We start from the raw sequence: 18,878 nt of genomic DNA, 5'->3' as shown, positions 1-18,878 counted from the left end.
TTTGTCTGCGGATGTGGGCGTATTTCGCTCTTGGTAAGGTAAGTCGTCCATCGATGCGGAGGTCCACTTTGAACTCGCCATTGACGCCATAGAATTATGAGGATTTACTAAAGAAGCGTGATCCATTTCCGGGGAGGCGGGTTTGGAGAGGCGGGAGATCTACAGCATACTGGAACGAGACTACTTCGGTCCCAATGCGATCGAGGCTGATGAGCTAAGGTTGATCGAGCCTTATTTGAGGGAGGCGGATCTTTTCGTCGATCTAGGCGCCAGCCTCGGACAATATACCAAGTTCGCCAATGAGAAGATGCGGCCTGGCGCATCCATCATCAGCGTCGAGGCCGATCTTGTAAGATACGAGCGCCTGGTCGAGGTGTCGGCGGGCTGGGCGAAAGCGTCAAACCGGCAGATAGAACCTGTCCATGCGGCAATATCGGACAAAGCCGGAAGAGTAAGCTTCAGCGTGACGGACAGCAATGTGAGCGGTTCCCTGACCCCGATCGCGGGGCGCGGCGATGCCTGGCGGACGGTGGAGGTTCAGTCCACAACGCTTGACTCGCTGCTGGGGAGCGAAAAGCGGAAGTCCATTCTCATAAAGATGGACGTCGAAGGTTCCGAGTACCTTGCGTTAGCGGGAGCACGCGAACTGCTGGCCTCTGACAATGCAGTGGGATTTTTCATCGAATTGCATCCGTGGGGCAATGGCGGCAAATATGCAGACGACTGCATCAAGCTGCTAAGGCAGGCGGGATTCGGCGCGGTGAAGCTCGCTGGACATACCTATTTCGCGCGCGGGCTTTCCCAGAAACGGATGGGCGCGATGGCCCGTCGCGAATATGCGAAACGCATGTTGCGTCAGGTACCGGGACTGCTGAAACTCAGGCAGGCGATACGCCCGTACCTCTGACCTTCCGGGGCCGTCTGCAATCTCGCCAAACCCAGGCCCAAAGCCCAACGGTGCTCTACACCGCGCCCAATCACGATCTATTGACCAAGGTTGCATCGGCGTCGAGGGCTGTTACGATTTCTCTTCGGCCACGCTACGCGCCGGATGCCCCTACCGGTCAACGACGAAGGAACCGTGCATCATGTCAAGGATATCGGCCTCCACATTGCTTTGGGCGACCTGCGCATCGTTATTGCTGGTCCCTGTTCATGATATCCGGGCACAGGACAGACCTGCCGTCGATCAGGCAGTGATCAACCAGCTCTCTGAGAGGGCCGCCTCCGGACAGGAGATGCAATCGGTCAGCGCTCTTGAGGAATTGACGAAGCTCGCCGGCGCTGGCGATACAAAGGCACAGCGCGCGCTCGGCGATCTCTATTCTCGGGGCGGACCCATCCCGATAGATGGACCAAAGGCGGTCGCTTTCTATGAGCAGGCGGCTGCGGGCGGCAATAACGGGGCGCTCGTCCGGCTTGGCGAGATCTACCGGGATGGATCCCTCGTGCCGGCAGACCCGCCCAGGGCCGTATCCTACTTCCAGAAGGCTGCGGACGCTGGGATCGACTGGGGCGCCATTGCAATCGGCGAAGCCTACGTGAAGGGCGCGGGCGTTCCCGTGGACGTGGCCCGTGGCCTGCAGACCCTTGAAGCCGCCGCATTGAAGAACAAGAGCGCCCTCGTTGCCCTCGGCGATGTATACGCCCGCGGCACGGGAGTTCCGGCCGATGCGCAGAAGGCGTTCGATTATTACCAGCAGGCTTCCGACGCGGGGATCGCCAGCGGAACGCTCAGGCTTGGCGAGGCATACCTGAACGGCAGGGGCGTAGAGGCTGATGTCGCGAGGGGGATGAGCCTGGTCGAGGACCTTGCCGCCAACGGGAACGCAAGCGCGCTGTACCTCCTGGGCGACCTCTACGCGAACGGAGGAGTGGTCCCGTCTGATCCGCAGAAGGCGGTCGAATATTACCAGGAGGCCGCGGATGCGGGCCATTCCTGGGCGTTGGTGCGTCTTGGTGAAATCTATCGCGACGGCAACCTCGTCCCCGGCGACCCTGCCCGGGCATTTTCCTATTTCCAGCAGGCGGCCGACTCCGGACAGTTCTGGGGAAGGGTCCGACTGGGTGACGCTTACGTCAAGGGCATCGGAGTACCCGCCGATGTTCAAAAGGGCATGCAGATGCTGGAGGATGCGGTTGCAAAGAACCCCTCGGCGGCGACGGTCCTCGGCGACCTCTATGCGCGCGGCGGCGCTCTGTCTCCCGACGGCACCAAGGCCGTATCCTACTACGAGACGGCCGTGGCTGCGGGAAGCACCGGCGCGCTTGTGCGGCTGGGCGACTTGTTCCGGGATGGCAAGGTCGTGGCCCAGGACCTTCCGAAGGCTGCCTCCTATTATCAGCGCGCCGCCGATATGGGGGACATCGAGGCAAAGGCACGCCTGGGCGAAGCCTATCTCAAGGGCCTTGGGGTCGAGAAGAATCCGGATCGTGGTCTCGCGCTGATTGCGGAGACCGCGGATTCCAGCAAGGCCGACAAATGGGTGCTGCTGGGGGACTATTACGCGAAAGGCGTCTTCACCAATATCGACGGGCGTGCTGCAGTCGAGGCTTACGAAAAGGCGGCGGAAGCGGGCGATCCGACTGGTCTGCGGCGCTTGGCGGAAGCCTATCGCGATGGCTACATCGTCCCGAAAAATCCAAAGCTTTCGATGGAATATTATCGCAAGGCCTTCGACGCCGGCCAGACGAGCGCGGTCCGCGCGCTCGCAGAGGCACATATATTCAAGAAGTTCGGGGCCAGTTCCCGGCCTGAACTCGGCGACCGGCTTCTTCAGGAGGCTGAGCGGGCCGGCGACAAGAATGCCGTCGTGGTTCGTGCCAATCTGGCCTTCTGGGGCTCTCCGCCCAATCCGCGACGCGGGCTGGCGCTCCTGACAGCCGCGGCCGAGGAGAACAACGACGCCGCCGCGCGTGCGCTGGTGGAGGTTTACAGGGACGGTCGCGGCAGGACGTTCCCGAGAAATCTCTCGAACGCGCGGGCGGCGCTTGAGAAATACGCATCCGCCTTCTCGTCCGGCGAACTGGTTCGCCAGCGTCTCCTGATTTCAGGCGCCGCCGCAAGAAGTGCAAAGGATTTTGGCCAACTATCCGACGAACTTGCCGACGCCCCGGCGGGCGTGCGGTCAAACGTCATCCTGACGCTGCGTTGGGTCAACCCCAATGCCTATGTCTACATTATCCAGAAGGAGCTGCAGGATCGCGGACTTTATACGGGCACCCTGAATGGCATGCTTACCCGGCAGTCCGTCAATGCATTCAATTCATTTTGCCGCCAGAGCATGAGCCCGGGGCAATGCGACCTCGGGCCGCTGAATGCTCGGGTCGCCGATGTCCTGGTCCAACTCCTTTAAGGCATCGACGTCCAGAGCAAGCGAAGGAGCGTTGATTGCGCGAGGCGCATTTGGTTGGGTAAATTGTAAAGGCCGTCTGATAGAAACCGGTGCGACCGGGCGCTGGAGATTTCATGACTTCGTCGATGACCGACCCTCTGGGGGAGAAGGGCAGTAGCGGCAGACTTGTTTCGCTGCTCTGCATCGTATTCATCGCGTGCCTTCCCTTCAGCACCGTCAGCCACATCGGACTTCTTGGGAATTTCGATTCCAACCTTTCCCTTTACCCGTTCGTTCCCTTGTTCCTGATAGTTCTGATCAGCGGCATCTTTACCAGAACCCTTCTTCAAGGCGGGCCGGAGGGCGATATCCTCCGCACTCTCTTTTTGATGTTTATCGCCGTGGCGGTGTTCACGGTTATCAACGGCTTTTGGCTGAAAAGTCTGGGCTATTCCGCCTACGGACTTGATCCGCTGCACAAGTCACTCGTGACCTCGATCGTTCCCCTGCTGATCGCGGCGCTCTATATCACGACGGCTGCTCTCGCCAGATACATGGAGCCGGGCAAGCTTGAAGCAGCCCTGATGCTCGGCTTCTGGCTTGCCGTAGGCTATGCCGGTGTGCAGGTAATGTCCTACCTTGTCCCGAATGCTCTCTACAGTGCCGTGTGGCCCTGGGTGGAGGGCGCAAAGGATCGCGGCGGCGTCCCCTATTTCTCGATCTACCAGCGAGTAAACGGCCCCACGTCCGAACCCGCGGAATTCGTGAAGACCCTGCTCATCCTTTACCTTCCGTGGATCATCTACCCGTTGGACGGAAAAATTCGCTGGGGTAAATTCGTCATCGTCACCGTGCTGACGGGCGCCTCGCAGTCCATTACCGGCTACGTTATTCTCGCGTTTGTCTTCGCGATGCTCTTCTTCAGCGGACGGGTGAACTTCCTCCTCAAGGCGTCAATCACTTACCTTGTGTTGACCGGCCTTGTCCTGGTCGTCGTAACGGACGGCGAGATCCTGGGAGGATTGAGTGAACGCCTGAGCCGCCTCGGTGAAGATGCTTCGGCAAATGTGAGGGCGATCTACAATCTGACGGCCCTGCAGGTCGCCGGAGAAAATCCGCTCATCGGTATCGGCTGGTCGAACGAGGTCTTCATCTTCCCTCAGCGCCTCGCAGATGCCCCCTACCTCTGGGAAATCAGGCAGAACCTCGAGGACGGCGTCGCCCTGACGGCGAAGAGCCTCCTGTTGCGCCTGCTGATGTACACCGGCATTCCGCTGTTCGCCATCGTGCTTGCCGTCATCGTGTTGAAGCTGGTGAGTGGCCGGTTGTCAGGCAGCAGGCTCGATATAACGCGGACCAGACTGACGTTCATGTTGTTGTTCATCGGCGGCGTCGTTGATGGCGGCATCGTCACCTCCTTCTACATCTGGGCGGCGACCGCGCTTCCTCTCGGCTACCAGATGCGGAGAACGGCTATCATCGATACGGCCCGGACGTCCCGGCGCCCGACTCCCTCCTGGAAACCGGCACGGGCTGGAGCGGATCCCGTTGCGGCAAAGTCATCGCTCCCGGCCTGATCGAACGGACAGGCGAACGGACACACCCCCCACCCCGATCTTGCGAAGACCACCCTCTAGGCCGGCAAATCCGTGCGGACTTCCGCGCATGCCGGAAAGTCGTTACCGTGACGGTCCGAACTCCAGACAAGGAGCCGAGCCGCGATGACAAGACTGACCTCGTCGCTTTCCACCCGGTCCGACCAGTACCGGGCGAATGTCGAGGCGCATGCCGCGGCCATGGGCGTTATCCATGAGGCTGCGGCGCTCGCGGTCGAAGGTGGCGGTGGCCAGGCGCGGGAGCGGCATGTGGCCCGAGGCAAGATCCTGCCGCGCGATCGCGTCGCGAGGCTTCTCGATCCGGGCTCGCCCTTCCTCGAAATCGGCATGTTCGCCGCCCACGGTCTCTATGACGGGGCGAGCCCTTCGGCCGGCATGGTGACGGGCATCGGGCGGGTCTCGGGCCGCGAGGTCATGGTCGTCTGCAACGACGCCACCGTGAAGGGCGGCACCTATTACCCGATGACCGTCAAGAAGCACCTGCGGGCCCAGGAGATCGCCGAGGCGAATTGCCTGCCTTGCGTCTATCTCGTCGATTCGGGCGGGGCGAACCTGCCGCAGCAGGACGAGGTCTTTCCGGACCGCGATCATTTCGGGCGCATCTTCTTCAACCAGGCCAACATGTCGGCCAGGGGCATCGCCCAGATCGCCGTCGTCATGGGATCGTGTACGGCGGGCGGGGCCTATGTCCCGGCCATGTCGGACGTGACCATCATCGTTCGCGACCAGGGTACGATCTTCCTCGCCGGCCCTCCGCTCGTCAGGGCGGCGACGGGCGAGGTGGTCTCCGCGGAGGATCTCGGCGGCGGAGACGTGCATACCCGGCTCTCCGGCGTGGCGGACTACCTCGCCCGTGACGATGCCCATGCGCTGGCGCTCGCCCGCCGTGCGGTCGCCAATCTCAACCTGACGAAGCCGCGCCAGATGGAACTCGCCCCCATCGAGGCTCCGCTCTACGACCCCGAGGAAATCCTCGGCGTCGTCCCGGTCGACCCCAGGACGCCCTACGATATTCGCGAGGTGATCGCGCGCATCGTCGATGGCTCGCGCTTCGACGAGTTCAAGGCCCGCTACGGCACCACCCTGGTCTGCGGCTTCGCGCATGTCATAGGGATGCCGGTCGGCATCCTCGCCAATAACGGCGTGCTGTTTTCCGAAAGCGCCCTGAAGGGCGCGCATTTCGTCGAGCTCTGCTCGCAGCGCAAGATCCCGCTTGTCTTCCTGCAGAATATCAGCGGCTTCATGGTCGGCCGCGCCTATGAGGCGGGCGGCATCGCAAAGGATGGCGCAAAGCTCGTGACCGCGGTGGCGACGACGAAGGTCCCGAAGATCACCGTCCTGGTCGGCGGGTCGTTCGGAGCCGGCAATTACGGCATGGCCGGTCGCGCCTACAGCCCGCGCTTCCTGTGGACCTGGCCGAACTCGCGCATTTCCGTGATGGGCGGCGAACAGGCGGCCGGCGTCCTGGCGACGGTGAGGAGGGAGGCGCTGGAGCGATCCGGAAGAGCCTGGTCGGAGGAAGAGGAGGCCGAGTTCAAGCGCCCGACGATCGAGATGTTCGAACGGCAGTCGCATCCGCTCTATGCCTCGGCCAGGCTATGGGATGACGGGATCGTCGATCCGCGAAAGACGCGGGAGGTCCTGGCGCTCTCCCTCTCGGCCGCCTTGAACGCACCGGTCGAAGACACCCGCTTCGGCCTGTTCCGGATGTGAGGGCGGGGCGATGTTTCAGAAGATCCTGATAGCAAACCGGGGCGAGATCGCCTGCCGCGTCATGGCGACGGCCGCCCGCATGGGGATAGGGACGGTGGCTGTCTATTCGGATGCCGATGCCCGGGCAAGGCATGTCGCCATGGCCGACGAGGCCGTGCGCATCGGCTCCGCCGCGGTTGCCGACAGCTACCTGCGGGGCGAACGGATCATCGAGGCGGCGTTGCGAACGGGCGCCGAGGCGATCCATCCCGGCTATGGCTTCCTGTCGGAAAACGCCGGGTTCGTGGAGGCCGTCGAGGGGGCGGGCCTCGTCTTCATCGGTCCTCCGGCCTCGGCCATCCGTGCCATGGGGCTGAAGGATGCGGCAAAGACGCTGATGGCGAAAGCCGGCGTCCCGGTCGTTCCGGGCTATCACGGCGAAAACCAGGATCCGGATTTCCTGGCGGGGGAGGCGGAGAAGATCGGCTATCCGGTGCTGATCAAGGCCCGTGCGGGAGGCGGCGGCAAGGGCATGCGTCTCGTCCAGAACCCCGGCGATTTCCGCGATGCCCTGGCCGGCGCAGGGCGGGAAGGCCAGGCGAGCTTCGGCGATCCGGCCTGCCTGGTCGAGAAATACGTCACTCACCCCCGCCATATCGAGATCCAGGTCTTCGGTGACAGCCAGGGCAATGTCGTCCATCTCTTCGAACGGGAATGCTCGCTGCAGCGCCGCCACCAGAAGGTGATCGAGGAAGCCCCGGCGCCGGGCATGCCCCCGGCCGTGCGCGACGCCATGGGCCGTGCGGCGGTCGAGGCGGCAGGCGCGATCGGTTACCGCGGCGCCGGCACGGTGGAATTCATCGTCGATGGCTCCGGCCCGCTGCAGGAGGACGGCTTCTGGTTCATGGAGATGAACACCCGCCTCCAGGTGGAGCACCCGGTTTCCGAAGCGATCACCGGGCTCGATTTCGTCGAAATGCAGCTGCGGATCGCGGCAGGGGAACCGCTGCCGGTAAGGCAGGAGGATCTGGCGATCGATGGCTGGGCCTTCGAGGCGCGTATCTATGCCGAGGATGTCGCGAAGGGCTTCCTTCCCGCAACCGGCCGGCTGGAGCATCTGCATTTTCCCCCCGCAGCCGCGTTCGAAAGAGGCCCCGTCCGGATTGATTCGGGTGTCCGCCAGGGAGATGAAATCGGTCCGTGGTACGATCCGATGATCGCCAAGCTGATCGTCCACGGACCGACCCGCGCCGAAGCGCTGAACAGGCTCTCCGGCGCGCTGGAGGCCTGCAGGATCGTCGGCTCAGCGACCAACGTGGACTTCCTTGCCGCACTCTCCCGCCATGAGGGGTTTCGACGGGGCGAGGTCGACACCGGCCTGATCTCCCGCGATCTCCCCGACCTCCTCCATCGCCCGGAGCCCTCGAGCGAAGTCCTGGCTCTGGCGGCGCTCGCGGGCCTTGGCCTTCTCGGCAGGAAAGAAGGTCCCGATCCGTGGGACACCCTCGTCGGCTGGCGTCACTGGTCGGATGCCCGCGATTTCGTCCATCTGGAGTATGACGGCGAGCGTATCGAGGCCGAGGTGACCTGCCACGGCCGGGACCGGTTCACGGTCGCCGTTGCCGGAAAGAGCGTCACGTTGACGGTGATGAGCGCCGGCGAGACAGGCGTCAGGGTCGAGGTCGACGACCGCCAGTTCCCCGCGGAGATTGTTCGCGAAGACGATCGCGTCTCGGTATTCGCAGGCGGGCGCTCGTTCTCCTTCGGCCTGCCCGACGCGCTTGTCGATGTCGACGAGGAGCAGGCCGGAGGCGACACGATCATAGCCCCGATGCCGGGCATGGTCCGGGCGGTCTACGCAAAAGCGGGTGCTGCGGTCCAAAAAGGCGAGGCACTCCTCGTCCTCGAGGCGATGAAGATGGCGCACACGCTCGTTGCCCCCCGCGACGGGATCGTCGCGATCGTCTCGGCAAGCGAGGGCGAGCAGGTCGCGGGCGGAGCGCTGCTGCTGGCGCTGGAGCCGCAGGATGGCTGAGCACGTGACGATCTTCGAGGTTGCTCCCCGCGACGGGCTGCAGAACGAACCGGGGATGATCGCTACCGCCGACAAGATCCGGCTCGTGGACCTGCTGGGGATCTGCGGTTTCACCAGGATCGAGGTGACGAGCTTCGTCAGCCCGAAATGGGTGCCGCAGATGGCGGACGCGGCCGAGGTGATGGGCGGCATCGAACGGCGCGAGGGCGTCTCCTACGCGGCGCTGACGCCCAACCTGCAGGGCTTCGAGGCGGCGCGGGCGGCCGGCGCAGACGAAGTGGCGATCTTCACCTCCGCATCCGAAGGCTTCAGCCGCGCCAATATCAACTGTTCGATCGCCGAAAGCCTGGCGCGTCTCGGTCCGGTGGCCGATGCTGCCCGGGCGGCTGGCATGCCCGTGCGCGGCTACGTGTCCTGCGTCACCGATTGCCCCTACGACGGCCCGACCGATCCGCGGAAGGTGGCGGAGGTCGCGGCAAGCCTGCTCGCCATGGGATGCTACGAGATCAGCTTGGGCGAGACGATCGGCGCGGGTACGCCCGAAACGATCTCCCGCATGCTCGATGCGGTGCTGGGCTCGGTCCCGGCCGACCGGCTGGCAGGGCATTACCATGACACCGGCGGGCGGGCGCTCGACAATATCCGGGTCAGTCTCGATCGCGGTCTGCGCAGCTTCGATGCTTCCGTGGGCGGGCTCGGTGGCTGCCCCTACGCCCCCGGCGCAAAGGGCAATGTCGCCACCGAGGCGGTGGTGGAACTCGTCGAGTCGATGGGATTCGAGACCGGCATCGACCGGCGGCGGCTGGCCGAGGCGGCGGCGTTTGCCAAGGGGTTGAGGAGCGCGCAATGATCTACGAGACGCTGGATGTCCGGGTAGACGAGCGGGGTGTCGCCTATGTCACCCTCAACCGTCCGGAAAAACGCAACGTCCTGTCCTCGCAGATGATCGACGATCTGACCCGGATGGCGGAGACTGTCGGCACCGATCCGGCGCTGCGCGCCGTCGTCCTATCCGGTGCCGGAGAAGTCTTCTGCGCGGGTGGTGACCTGTCCTGGATGAAGACTCAGATCGATGCCGACTGCGAGACCCGCATGCGCGAGGCGCGCCGGCTGGCGCTCATGCTGAACGCACTCAATACCATGCCGAAGCCCCTGATCGGCCGCATCCAGGGCGGCGCTTTCGGCGGTGGCGTCGGCATCGCCTGCGTCTGCGACGTGGCGATCGCCGAAGGCGCCACGCGGTTCGGGCTGACGGAGACGCGGCTGGGGCTGATCCCCGCCACGATCGGTCCCTATGTCGTGGCGCGGATGGGCGAGGGGAATGCCCGTCGGGTCCTCATGTCGTCCCGCCTCTTCGACGCCGGGGAGGCGGTCTTGCTCGGCATCGTTGCCCGCGCCGTGCCCATGGCCGGGCTCGACGAGGCGGTCGAGGCGGAGGTGCTGCCCTATCTCTCGGCCGCGCCCGCTGCCGTCGCCGCGGCCAAGGCCCTCGTCCGCAGCCTTGGGCCCCGCATCGACCAGTCGGTCATCGACGATACCATCCGTCGCCTCGCGGATACCTGGGAGCGAGCGGAGGCGAAGGCGGGCATTGCCGCCTTCCTCGAGAAAAAGCCTCCACCATGGAGCCGGAGTTAGAGGTTCGCACTCCGGCACACCGCTCCTTCTTCGAGGCCTCTATCTCCCGACCGCATAGGCCTGCATCAGCCGTGGCGTGGCGGCCGCTCGCAGAAGCCCGTCCGCGTCGCGCCTTGCAGCGGTCAGGCGTCCCACTGTCCAGGGGTCGGCGACGGTGACCCTGTGGCCACGGCGCCGCAATTCGTCGAGGACGCGATCGCTGATATTGGCCTCCACCATGATCTCGCCGGGCGAACTCGTCCGCGGATAGAAGGAGCCCGGGAAATGCGAGGTGTGGAAGAGCGGCATGTCGATTGCCGCCTGCAGGTTCTTCCGGTGGTGAACGTAGCGGAGGAAGAAGGGCAGCTGCCACTGGTCCTGCTGGTCGCCGCCCGGTGTGCCGAAGGCAAGGGTCGGCCGCCCTTCATGGAGGGCAAGCGACGGCGTCAGCGTCGTGCGCGGTCGCTTGCCGGGCGCAAGCGATGTCGGAAGCCCGGGCTTCAGCCAGAACATCTGGGCGCGGGAATTCAGGCAGAAGCCGATGCCGGGCACGATCGGCGACGACTGCAGCCAGCCGCCGGAAGGCGTCGTCGATACCATATTGCCCCACCGGTCGATGACGTCGATATGGACCGTGTCGCCACGCTTTTCCGAAAGGTGCGCCATCGTCGGCTCGTAGACGGCGCCCTTTCCGCTCATTTCGTCGAGCATGGCGAGCGTCAGGTCGTACTGCGCTTCGAACCCGGGTACCCGTCCCGGGCGCAGGTCGTGTGACGCCTCGCCGGTCATCAGCTTGCGGCGCTCGTCGTTATAGGCGTCCGAGAGCAGGTACTCGATCGGCACCTCGGCGAAATCGACGTCGCCGTAATAGACTTCCCGGTCCGCGAAGGCGAGCTTCATTGCTTCCACCACCGTGTGCACGAAATCCGGCCCGGCCGGGTCCATCGCCGCGATGTCGAAACCCTTCAGCAGCGCGAGCGATTGCAGCAGCACCGGGCCCTGGCCCCATGCGGCTGTCTTGGCGATCGTCCAGCCGTGGTAGTCATAGGTCTGCGGCGCCTCGATCGTCGCTTCCCATCCGGCCATGTCGTCCGCCGTCAGCACGCCCTTGTGGCGCTGCCCGCTGGCGTCCATAACCTCGGCCGTCCGCACATAACGGTCGATCGCTTCCGCGACGAAGCCGCGATAATAGGCGTCGCGTGCGGCCTGGACCTGTTCCTCGCGTCCGGACTTCGCCTCCGCCTCGGCAATGATCCGCTTCCATGTCTCGGCCAGAACCGGGTTCCTGAAATTGGAGAGCGGCTCCGGAACCGCGCCGCCCGGCAGCCAGGTCTCGTGGGATGTCGGCCACTCCTTCTCGAAGAAGGCCGCCATGCCCTGGATCGTCGCGGAAACGCGAGGCAGGACGGGATGGCCGTGCTCGGCGTAGTAGATGGCTGGCTCCAGCACCTCGCGGACGGACATGGTGCCGTAGTCCCGAAGCATCAGCATCCAGCCGTCGAAGGCGCCCGGGATCACCGTCGAAAGCAGGCCGTCGCCGGGGATGAGCTTCAGCCCTTCGGCACTATAGTGCTCGATCGTCGCCCCGCGTGGCGCGGGGCCCTGTGCGCAGATGACCTCGATCCTGTTATTCTTCCGGGAATAGATGACCGCCGGCATGTCGCCGCCCGGGCCGCAGAGGTGCGGCTCGACGACCTGCAGCACGAAGCCCGCCGCCACGGCCGCGTCGAATGCATTGCCGCCCTTCTCCAGGATGCTCATGCCGACGGCCGAGGCGATCCAGTGGGTCGAGGTGAAGACACCGAAGGTGCCGAGGATTTCCGGCCGGGTGGTGAAGTCGCTCATGTCGTGAATTCCCTGTGAATGTCATGCTTCGCGCGGATCGAGCGCATCGCGCAACCCGTCGCCGAGGAGATTGAAGCCCATCACGATCAGGAAGATCGCGATGCCGGGCCAGGTCGCCATCCAGGGGGCCTGCGAGAGAAAGTTCTTGGCCACGTTCAGCATCGAACCCCAGCTGGGCGCTGGCGGCTGCTGGCCGAGGCCGAGGAAGGAGAGGCTCGCTTCCGCGATGATGGCCGTGGCGATCGTCACCGTCGCCTGGACGATGATCGGCGCCATGGCGTTCGGGAGAATGTAGCGTAGCATGATGTTGGCATGCCCGAGCCCGATAGATCGCGCGCTCTCGACATAGTCCTCCATCTTGACCGCCAGCACCTGTCCCCGCGTCAGCCGCACGAAGATCGGCATGGCTGAAAGTCCGATCGCGATCATCGCATTGGTGAGGCTCGGTCCGAGGAAGGCCGCAAGCGCGATCGCCGTGATCAGGAACGGCATGGCGAGCAGCGCCTCGGTGACGCGGGAGATCACCTGGTCCGTCCAGCCGCCGAAATATCCGGCCAGAAGCCCGAAGGGGACGCCGATCGCGACTGCGATGGCAACCGAGAAGACCCCGGCCATGAGCGACGCCTGCGCGCCCCAGATCATGCGCGAAAGGATGTCGCGTCCCAGGTCGTCCGTGCCGAGCCAGTGTGCGGCCGAAGGCGCCTTGCGGATGGCGGACCAGTCCGTCGCCGCGGGGTCCGGGATCGGCAGCACGGGCGCCGCAATCGCCAGCAGGGCGAAGAACAGGATGACGCAGAGACCGACGACGGCTCCCCGGTTGGCCTTGAGCTTGCGCCAGGCGCGGCCGGCCGGGCGATCGCCGGCGGGCGGATGTGTCGTCGCGGCGATCGTCATGTCGTCCCCCTGAGTTTTGGGTTGAGGAGAACGTAGAAGACGTCGGCGATCAGGTTCATGAGGATGAAGCCGATCGCGGTGCAAAGCACGACGCCCTGCACCACCGCATAGTCACGCGTGAAGACGGCATCGACGATCAGCTTGCCGAACCCGGGGATCGTGAAGATCTGCTCGGTGAGGACCGCCCCCGCCAACAGTTCCCCGAAGAGGAGCGCGATCATCGTGACGATGGGAAGGAGCGCGTTGCGGAAGGCGTGGCTCATGACGACATCCCAGGGCGAAAGCCCCTTGGCCCGCGCGGTGCGGATATAGTCTGCACTCAGGACCCCGAGCATGGAAGAGCGCGTATGGCGCATCAGCTGTGCGGCAAGTGCTGTGCCCAGCACGAAGGCCGGCATGATCATCGTCTCGATGGAACGGACGGGGTCAACGAAGATGGATTCGTATCCGGACGCCGGCAGCCATCCGAGGTTCACGGAGACGAGAAGGATGAGCATGATGCCCAGCCAGAAGTTCGGCACCGAGAGGCCCGACAGGGCGACGAGATTGCAGATATAGTCGATCGGGCCGTTCTTCCAGACGGCGGCCAGGATCCCGGCGGGAACGCCGATCGCCAGCGCGAACATCATCGCCATGACGGCGAGCTGGATCGTAACCGGCAGCTTGTCGCCGATCAGCTCCAGCACCGGCTGGTTTGTCCGCAGCGAGATGCCGAAGTCCCCGGTGACGACGCCGCCCAGCCAGTTGAGATACTGCAGGACCACGGGGTCGTTCAGCCGGTACTTCTCGCGAAGAAACGCAAGCGTTCCAGGGTCGCGCTCCTCGCCGGCCATGGCCAGCACCGGGTCGCCGGGAAGCAGCTTCTGCAGCGAGAAGACGAAGATGGAGATGATGATCAGCGTCGGGATCGCGACCAGCAGCCGCTTTCCGATATAGACAGCCATGGGACGGCCCTCGCGTTTTGAAGCCGCATGGGCGAGCCCATGCGGCCGGAGGACTTAGTCGGCGTCCTTGACGCCGACCAGGCGGATCATCCCGTCCGGCGACGGCGCGAAACCCTCCACGCCCTTGGCGATCGCATAGGCATAGGGCTGATGGCCGAGATAGATGATCGGCAGGTCGTCGTTGAGAATCACGCTGACCGCGTCATACTTCTGCTTGCGGACGGCCTCGTCAGTTGAGGCCCGCGCCTCGTTGAGAAGCTGGTCGACCTCCGGGTTGCAGTATTTGACGTCGTTGATGCCGCCCTTGCAGGTGATGAACTGGTGGATGTTGCCGTCCGGATCGATCCGCCCCGACCAGTCGGAACGGCTGAGCTGGTAGTTGCCGGCCGTCTGCTCGGAAAGAAGGGTCGCGAACTCGGTCGATCTCAGCGTGACGTTGAAGCCCGCCTCCGACACCATCGACTGGATGGCCTGCATCATCTGCGTCTGGGTGGTGTTGTTGGCATGCTGCAGTTCGATATCGAGCGTCTCGTGGCCCGCCTCCTTCATGAGTTCCTTTGCCTTCTCGATGTCGCGTGCCGGCACCGGAAGGTCCTGGTTGAACCATGGGCTGGTGGGCGGAAACGGCTGGTTGCCGCCCTTTGCGGTCCCTTCGAAGACGATCTGGTTGAGCGCCTGACGGTCGATGGAAAGCGAAAACGCCTGGCGCAGACGCTTGTCCTGCCCCAGCGGGTTTTCCGCTCGCGGGCCGTTGGCGAGATTGACATACATGGCCATGTAACCCGGGCCGATCACGTCCGCATAGGTGAGGTTGGCGTCCTCCTTGACCGAGGCGGCATCGGAGGCGGAGATCCGCTCGGCGATGTCGAGATCGCCGGACCGGAGGTTGGCGAGACGCACGGTCGTGTCCGGGATCGGCAGATAGATCACCCTGTCGAGGTGGACCTCGTCCTTGTTCCAGTAGTCCTCGAATTTCTCCAGCACGATGCGGTCCTGCTGGATGCGCTCGACGAACTTGAATGGGCCGGCGCAGACGGGGTTGGAGCCGAAATTGGCGCCGAGTTCCTGCGCCGCCTTCGGCGAGACGATCATCCCGGCGCGGTCGGAAAGCTGTGCCAGGAGCGTGACGTCGGGGCTCTTGAGGGTGAATTTCACCTCGTGTTCGCCGCTCGCCTCGACTTTCTCCACCGACGACAGCTCGCTCTTGCGGCGCGATTCGGGAAGCGTCAGGTTCCGCTCGATCGTCGCGACGACCGCGTCGGCGTTGAAGGGCGTGCCGTCGTGGAATGTCACGCCTTCGCGCAGCTTCATGGTGAGCGTCGTGGCATCGTCCGACCAGGTCCATTCGGTCGCCAGCTGCGGGACGATCTTCATCTCCTGCGATATATCGACCAGCTTGTCGCACATGGCGGTGTAGACGAGACGGCCGACGAATGTCCTCGACTGCGCCGGATCGAGCACGTCGGCATCATCCTGCAATCCGATGCGAAGTTCCGCGGACGCCGCCGGAAAGGCGGCAAGTCCAGTGGCAAGAAGCACTGCTGCACGTAGGTTGAGCTTGGTCATGTCCTGTTCCTCTGGATCGTTTTTTGAGTTTTCTTGGTATGCCCGGCTGGTTGCGTGCCTGCGCCTTGGTTCAGCACGCGCTGCGGATGGGATCGTCCTCCGTATGTTCCAGCGACGTCGCGCGGATGAGGCGCTCCTGCAGCATGAGAAGGTGCTGCCGCATGGCCTCGGCCGCCCTCGTCGGATCGCGTGCGGCGATGGCGTCGATGATGCCGTGATGCTGCGCAATCGAGATCGTCATCGCGTTGCCGGCATTGCGTGCGTTCTCCCGGATTGCCTGCCACGCCTCGTCCTGGCGCACCCGGTTGACGAGGTCGAAGATGCCGAGGAAGAGCTGGTTGCCCGCGCTCTGGGCGATCTGCCGGTGCAGCGCCCCATCCCAGAGTTCGCGTGAATCGGCGTCCTCGCTGTGGCTGATCCTGGCGGCGAGACTGCGCATGCGCTCGATGTCCCGCGGTTTGGCGCGCATCGCGGCAAGCTGGGCAAGTTGCGGCTCGATCCTGAGCCGGACCTCCATGATCTCCATGAAATCGGTGCCGGCGACGATCGCCCCGAGTTGGTCGGTCAGGCTGTCCGGCTTTTCTCCGGCAAAGGTGCCCGCGCCGTGCTTGCGCCACACCAGTCCTTCCGATTCCAGGACTTCCAGCGCCCGCCTGACGGCGCGCCGGCCGATGCCGAGCTTTTCGGAAAGGTCCCGCTCGGTCGGCAGCCGTCCGTTTGGGGCAAGCTCGCCGGCCGCGATCATCTCGCGCAGCCGCTCGAGGGCGTAGTTGGCATTGTCGTGCTTTACCGTACTCAAGTTCGTACCACCGTGCGCACCACTTTCCGATTGGTTCAGTGGACGTCGGTTTCGACGCGCCGTCAATCTATTTTTTGGTCATTCCGGAAATTGGCGAAGCTTTAGGCAGTCAGAGCGTTTCGCTCGGATCGACAGGGGAACGGGCTCAGGCCTCTATCTCGACGTCGCCCTTCGGGCGCGAGCAGCAGGCGAGGATGAAGCCCTCCTCGATCTCCTCGTCAAGAATGCCGCCATTGTGGGTCATTTCCACGTCCCCCGAGAGCTTGAGCACTCTGCACGTGCCGCAAAGGCCGGATTCGCAGGCGGCGGCGATCCGCACTCCGGCGGCGCGGGCGGTCTGTAGGATCGTGTGCCCGGGCTCGCAGCGCCCTTCCTTGCCGGAAGCGGAAAAGGCCACCCTTGCCGGGGCGATCTCGCCGATTTCCCCGGCGCTCGTGGAGGGCAGTGGCGTCGCGACCGGCTGGAAGCTCTCCTCGTGGTAGCGGCCCATGTCGAAGCCCGCGCCCTTCAGCGCGTCCCGCACGGTCGCCATGAACGGCTCCGGCCCGCAGCAGAAGACGGTGCGGTCGAGGAAATCGGGCGCGAGCAGCGCGATCTTCGCCTTGTCGATGCGGCCCTTGAGCCCGGACCAGAGCTGTCCGCGCGACAACTGCTCGACGATCAGGCCGAGCGTGAACTGCGGCATGTCGCGCGCCCGGGCCTCCAGCTCCCAGCGGAAGATGATGTCGTCGGGCGAGCGGGCGCAGTGCAGGAAGGTGATGTCGCTGTCGGGCGACCGGTCGCCGAGATCGCGCGTCATCGACATCATCGGCGTGATGCCCGATCCGGCGGAGATGAACAGATACCGGCTGCCCGGGTGCCTGGCATAGGAAAAATCGCCGAGCGGGCCGAAGGCCTTCAGCGACATCCCCGGCTTCAGGTTGTCGAACATCCACCGCGTCCCGATCGATCCGGCCTGCGCCTTGACGGTGACCGAGACCGTATAGGGGCGGGACGGGCTGGAGGAGAGCGTGTAGGTCCGCATCAGCGGCTCGGGACCCACGGGTATTTCCAGGGTGACGAACTGGCCGGGCAGGTAGCGGAACCATATGCCGGGCTTGTCCGGGCGGAAGGTGAAGGTCATCACGTCCGGCGCTTCCGGCGTGACCGCCACGCATTCCAGCCGGTGCTCCCGGTCTGTCCACGGGCGCATTTCGTCGAGGTGGCGGAAGATCGGCTGCGCCATGTTCATCTCACGCCACCGCCGAAAGCGCCGTGCCGCCCTGCAGGCGGGTCAGCATGAAGTTCGTGTACCACTCGACGAACTGCATGACTCCGCCCTCGTGCTCGGGAGAATAGGGTCCGGGCTCGTAGGCCGGCGAGCGGATGCCGAAGGCGTTCTCCTCGACGATCTGCCGGTCCTGGTCGTTGGTCATGTTCCACACATGCGTCAGGTCGTGGAGATCGTAATCGACGCCCTCGACGGCATCCTTGTGCACCAGCCATGTGGTGGTGACCGCCGTCTCTTCCGCCGACAGCGGCAGCACGCGGAAGGAGATCGCATGGTCGACGAGGATGTGGTTCCACGTCGTCGGGTAATGGAAGAGCAGCATCGTGCCGATATGCGAGATCGTGACATCGTCGGAGAGCGGCCGTCGCACGGCCCTTCGGCCCGTCATCGTGTAGCTTTCGGCATCCTCGATCAGCGGCATGCGGGCGGTGCGGAACTGGCCGGACGGGTCGATGCGGAACTCGCTCGGCAGCCGCGCCGCCTCGCAGCGTGCCCAGTGTTCCGCGATGACCGGATCGTCCTTTGCGCCCTGCACCCCCGTCGCGCTCGGCGCCTCTGGATAGGTGCGGCAGAGTTCCGGGTGATTGCTGGCGCAGTGGTAGCATTCCCGGTTGTTTTCCCAGACGAGCTTCCAGTTGCCCTTTTCGACGATCGTGTTCCGGTGGGCGACCTTGGCTTCCCACAGCCGGTGCGGCTTCATGTACGGCTCGATCGACGCGCGCACCGGACCGAAGTCGCCCGGCGTCTCGGCAAGGCAGATGAAGATGTAGCCCGCGACGCTCTCGCAGGCGACGGCCTTCATGCCGAACTGCGCCTTGTCGAAATCCTCGCCCATCTGCCGCGCGAAGACCAGCGAGCCGTCGAGGTCGTAGGTCCACTGGTGGTAGGGGCAGACGAGGCGGGCGGACGCGCCGCGCTCCTGGGTGCAGACCCGGTGGCCGCGATGGCGGCAGGTATTGTGGAAGGCCCGGATCGCGCCGTCCTTTCCCCTGACGATCACCACCGGATAGTCGCCGATCTGCGCCGTGAAATAATTGCCGGCGCGCGGGATCTCGCAGTCATGGCCGATGAACAGCCAGTCCTTGTACCAGATCTCCTCCAGATCGACCCGGTGGAAATCGGGATCGGTGTAGAAGGGTTGTTCGAGGCTGAAGCCGGGGGTCCTTGCCCTGATCCGGCGAAGCATGTCGTTGCGGGCATCCATTCTCTTCATCCCTTCGCGGGACCGTCGGATGGCTTAGTTGCGCACCGGCCCGCCCTGAGGCGCC

14 protein-coding genes are annotated in these 18,878 nt (G+C 64.5%); 7 read left to right on the top strand and 7 right to left on the bottom strand.

Translation table 11 applies throughout. The features are described from left to right. Positions 1-142 precede the first annotated feature (142 nt). The 7 genes from ACWGPT_RS04945 to ACWGPT_RS04915 all read left to right on the top strand — a co-directional run bounded on the left by ACWGPT_RS04945 (position 143) and on the right by ACWGPT_RS04915 (position 10,313). Positions 143-907, top strand: a complete 765-nt coding sequence (locus ACWGPT_RS04945) for an FkbM family methyltransferase (protein ID WP_452604464.1) — start codon at positions 143-145, stop codon at positions 905-907. 331 nt (positions 908-1,238) lie between these two features. Beyond that, complete coding sequence (locus tag ACWGPT_RS04940) at positions 1,239-3,356, top strand: SEL1-like repeat protein (protein ID WP_452604463.1); 2,118 nt, start codon at positions 1,239-1,241, stop codon at positions 3,354-3,356. A gap of 113 nt (positions 3,357-3,469) precedes the next feature. After that, positions 3,470-4,912 (top strand): hypothetical protein, encoded by a 1,443-nt coding sequence (locus tag ACWGPT_RS04935; protein WP_452604462.1) that lies wholly within the window; start codon positions 3,470-3,472, stop codon positions 4,910-4,912. Positions 4,913-5,056: 144 nt separating this feature from the next. Next, positions 5,057-6,664, top strand: a complete 1,608-nt coding sequence (locus ACWGPT_RS04930) for a carboxyl transferase domain-containing protein (RefSeq protein ID WP_452604461.1) — start codon at positions 5,057-5,059, stop codon at positions 6,662-6,664. A gap of 10 nt (positions 6,665-6,674) precedes the next feature. Further along, on the top strand, positions 6,675-8,678 hold the full coding sequence (locus ACWGPT_RS04925) for an ATP-binding protein (RefSeq protein ID WP_452604460.1): 2,004 nt from the start codon (positions 6,675-6,677) through the stop codon (positions 8,676-8,678). Then, on the top strand, positions 8,671-9,528 hold the full coding sequence (locus ACWGPT_RS04920; protein ID WP_452604459.1) for a hydroxymethylglutaryl-CoA lyase: 858 nt from the start codon (positions 8,671-8,673) through the stop codon (positions 9,526-9,528). The genes ACWGPT_RS04925 and ACWGPT_RS04920 overlap by 8 nt, the downstream gene beginning before the upstream one ends. After that, entirely contained in the window at positions 9,525-10,313 is a 789-nt protein-coding gene (locus ACWGPT_RS04915) for a crotonase/enoyl-CoA hydratase family protein (protein WP_452604458.1), read from the top strand. Before ACWGPT_RS04920 ends, ACWGPT_RS04915 begins: the two co-directional genes overlap by 4 nt. Positions 10,314-10,352: 39 nt before the next feature. Here the strand turns inward: ACWGPT_RS04915 and ACWGPT_RS04910 are convergent, their stop codons facing one another. From ACWGPT_RS04910 to ACWGPT_RS04880, 7 genes are all read right to left on the bottom strand, one after another. Continuing rightward, positions 10,353-12,137 (bottom strand): gamma-glutamyltransferase family protein, encoded by a 1,785-nt coding sequence (locus tag ACWGPT_RS04910; RefSeq protein ID WP_452604457.1) that lies wholly within the window; start codon positions 12,135-12,137, stop codon positions 10,353-10,355. Between the two features lie 21 nt (positions 12,138-12,158). Further along, positions 12,159-13,031 (bottom strand): ABC transporter permease, encoded by an 873-nt coding sequence (locus ACWGPT_RS04905; RefSeq protein ID WP_452604456.1) that lies wholly within the window; start codon positions 13,029-13,031, stop codon positions 12,159-12,161. Then, positions 13,028-13,975 carry an ABC transporter permease gene (locus tag ACWGPT_RS04900; protein ID WP_452604455.1) on the bottom strand — a complete coding sequence of 316 codons (948 nt, stop codon included), beginning with the start codon at positions 13,973-13,975 and terminating at the stop codon, positions 13,028-13,030. The genes ACWGPT_RS04905 and ACWGPT_RS04900 overlap by 4 nt, the downstream gene beginning before the upstream one ends. Before the next feature lie 54 nt (positions 13,976-14,029). After that, entirely contained in the window at positions 14,030-15,541 is a 1,512-nt protein-coding gene (locus ACWGPT_RS04895) for an ABC transporter substrate-binding protein (RefSeq protein WP_452604454.1), read from the bottom strand. Between the two features lie 70 nt (positions 15,542-15,611). Beyond that, positions 15,612-16,340: a FadR/GntR family transcriptional regulator gene (locus ACWGPT_RS04890; RefSeq protein ID WP_452604453.1), complete on the bottom strand. Its 729-nt coding sequence runs from the start codon at positions 16,338-16,340 to the stop codon at positions 15,612-15,614. Between the two features lie 145 nt (positions 16,341-16,485). Continuing rightward, positions 16,486-17,571: a 2Fe-2S iron-sulfur cluster-binding protein gene (locus ACWGPT_RS04885; protein ID WP_452604452.1), complete on the bottom strand. Its 1,086-nt coding sequence runs from the start codon at positions 17,569-17,571 to the stop codon at positions 16,486-16,488. A gap of 1 nt (position 17,572) precedes the next feature. After that, positions 17,573-18,814 carry an aromatic ring-hydroxylating oxygenase subunit alpha gene (locus ACWGPT_RS04880; RefSeq protein WP_452604451.1) on the bottom strand — a complete coding sequence of 414 codons (1,242 nt, stop codon included), beginning with the start codon at positions 18,812-18,814 and terminating at the stop codon, positions 17,573-17,575. Between the last annotated feature and the right edge of the window lie 64 nt (positions 18,815-18,878).

The sequence above is a fragment of the Pseudorhizobium sp. NPDC055634 genome, from assembly GCF_053618655.1.
The sequence above is the reverse complement of the archived record's forward strand: the minus strand, read 5'-3'. Positions and strand labels throughout refer to the sequence as shown.

Coding starts and splice junctions, on each gene's coding strand:
- ACWGPT_RS04940 (WP_452604463.1), top strand. CDS start 1,239: ATGCAATCGGTCAGCGCTCTTGAGGAATTGACGAAGCTCGCCGGCGCT.
- ACWGPT_RS04905 (WP_452604456.1), bottom strand. CDS start 13,031: ATGACGATCGCCGCGACGACACATCCGCCCGCCGGCGATCGCCCGGCC.
- ACWGPT_RS04885 (WP_452604452.1), bottom strand. CDS start 17,571: ATGAACATGGCGCAGCCGATCTTCCGCCACCTCGACGAAATGCGCCCG.
- ACWGPT_RS04910 (WP_452604457.1), bottom strand. CDS start 12,137: ATGAGCGACTTCACCACCCGGCCGGAAATCCTCGGCACCTTCGGTGTC.
- ACWGPT_RS04895 (WP_452604454.1), bottom strand. CDS start 15,541: ATGACCAAGCTCAACCTACGTGCAGCAGTGCTTCTTGCCACTGGACTT.
- ACWGPT_RS04915 (WP_452604458.1), top strand. CDS start 9,525: ATGATCTACGAGACGCTGGATGTCCGGGTAGACGAGCGGGGTGTCGCC.
- ACWGPT_RS04925 (WP_452604460.1), top strand. CDS start 6,675: ATGTTTCAGAAGATCCTGATAGCAAACCGGGGCGAGATCGCCTGCCGC.
- ACWGPT_RS04880 (WP_452604451.1), bottom strand. CDS start 18,814: ATGGATGCCCGCAACGACATGCTTCGCCGGATCAGGGCAAGGACCCCC.
- ACWGPT_RS04900 (WP_452604455.1), bottom strand. CDS start 13,975: ATGGCTGTCTATATCGGAAAGCGGCTGCTGGTCGCGATCCCGACGCTG.
- ACWGPT_RS04935 (WP_452604462.1), top strand. CDS start 3,470: ATGACTTCGTCGATGACCGACCCTCTGGGGGAGAAGGGCAGTAGCGGC.
- ACWGPT_RS04930 (WP_452604461.1), top strand. CDS start 5,057: ATGACAAGACTGACCTCGTCGCTTTCCACCCGGTCCGACCAGTACCGG.
- ACWGPT_RS04920 (WP_452604459.1), top strand. CDS start 8,671: ATGGCTGAGCACGTGACGATCTTCGAGGTTGCTCCCCGCGACGGGCTG.